2 protein-coding genes are annotated in these 1,270 nt (G+C 53.8%); one reads left to right on the top strand and one right to left on the bottom strand.

Annotated features, from left to right (window positions below):
• Positions 1-1,048 (bottom strand): WD40 repeat domain-containing protein (locus NZ772_19190; protein ID MCS6815682.1); only part of this gene is annotated, 1,048 nt, incomplete at its 3' end.
• Between NZ772_19190 and NZ772_19185 the strand changes: the two genes are divergently transcribed.
• Positions 1,047-1,270: hypothetical protein (locus NZ772_19185; GenBank protein ID MCS6815681.1), on the top strand; the 224-nt coding region annotated here is incomplete at its 3' end. The genes NZ772_19190 and NZ772_19185 overlap by 2 nt on opposite strands.

The raw sequence follows: 1,270 nt of genomic DNA, 5'->3' as shown, positions 1-1,270 counted from the left end.
CTGCTTTGCCAGCTTGCACATTCCAGATTTTGATAGTCTTGTCGCCACTGCCGCTCGCCGCTAGCTTACCGTTTGCACTCACAGCTACTGTGTAAATGCGTTGAGCATGTCCCCGCAGGGTATGGCGTGATTTTTCCGAGGTTGGCTCCCACACCATCACCGAGGCATCATCACTCCCACTGATTAGGGTTTTATCATCTGCACTCATCGCTAAGGAGCTAACAGAGCCAGTGTGGCCGCTGAGGGTACGTAATTCCCATCCATTCTCTAAATCCCAAACTTTAATGGTTTGATCACGACCACTGCTGACCATCAGCTTGCCATCGGATGAGGTCAGCACGGCAGTTACACCCTGTTTATGCCCAACCGTGGCAAAAATTTCCTCCCCAATAGCAATTTCCCAAATGCGGATGGTTTCATCAAAGCTACCACTGACAACAAACCGTCCATCCGCTGTAATCACCGCTGAAGAAACCCATTGTTCATGGCCAGTGAAGGTATTGAGTGCACGCTCAGCACTCCATTGCCAGAGTTTGATGGTGCCGTCACCGCTACTGCTGACCAGAAATTGACCATCTGGGCTGAAGTTGACAGCCGTTACGTTGGCACTGTGACCCTCTAACACGTGCTGAGGAGCGATCGCCTCTCCTACGTCTGAAGTGGCTCGAACAGGTGGAACCACACTGGTAGGTGGTGATGCAGCAGGCATGGCGATCGGCGGGGACGGTGCTGGAGCAGCCAAAGATTCCGTTTCAGCCAACAGTTTCTCTGCCTGCGCCATCAGAAAATCACTATTGTCCTCATCGGTTGGGGTGGACAATATGGCTTCTGTTTCCGCGAACAGACGCTCGGCCTCAGCCGCTAAAAACGTGGTGTTATCGTCATCAATTCGGGGCGCAACTGGCAATGGTGGCGCTTTGCCTGCTTTGGGAGGAGGGCTGGCACTAACCTGAAAGGGATCTGCAAAGGGATCTGAAGAGGATGGCAGCGTTGATGATGGTGTAGGTTCTGATGCACTCACCGCAAACGGATTGGCAAAGGGATCCATGTCATCAACTGGGGTTGATGGTAATGTAGAGCGCTCTGAAGTCGCAGCAAAGGGGTCGCTGAAGGGGTTCGCTGAGGTGCTGCCTGTGCCCTCTGGGGCTGAGACAATAGGCAATGGTTCAGCTATTGGCTCTGGACTAGGGGCTGGCGATGGCTCGACTGCCATCGGAGTTGGTTGGGGCGGAGGTGTAGGCGCTCCTAAATCAGGACTGGGAGGAGCACC

Source organism: Cyanobacteriota bacterium (genome assembly GCA_025054735.1).
In the GTDB taxonomy this organism is placed as follows: domain Bacteria; phylum Cyanobacteriota; class Cyanobacteriia; order SKYG9; family SKYG9; genus SKYG9.
The sequence above is the reverse complement of the archived record's forward strand: the minus strand, read 5'-3'. Positions and strand labels throughout refer to the sequence as shown.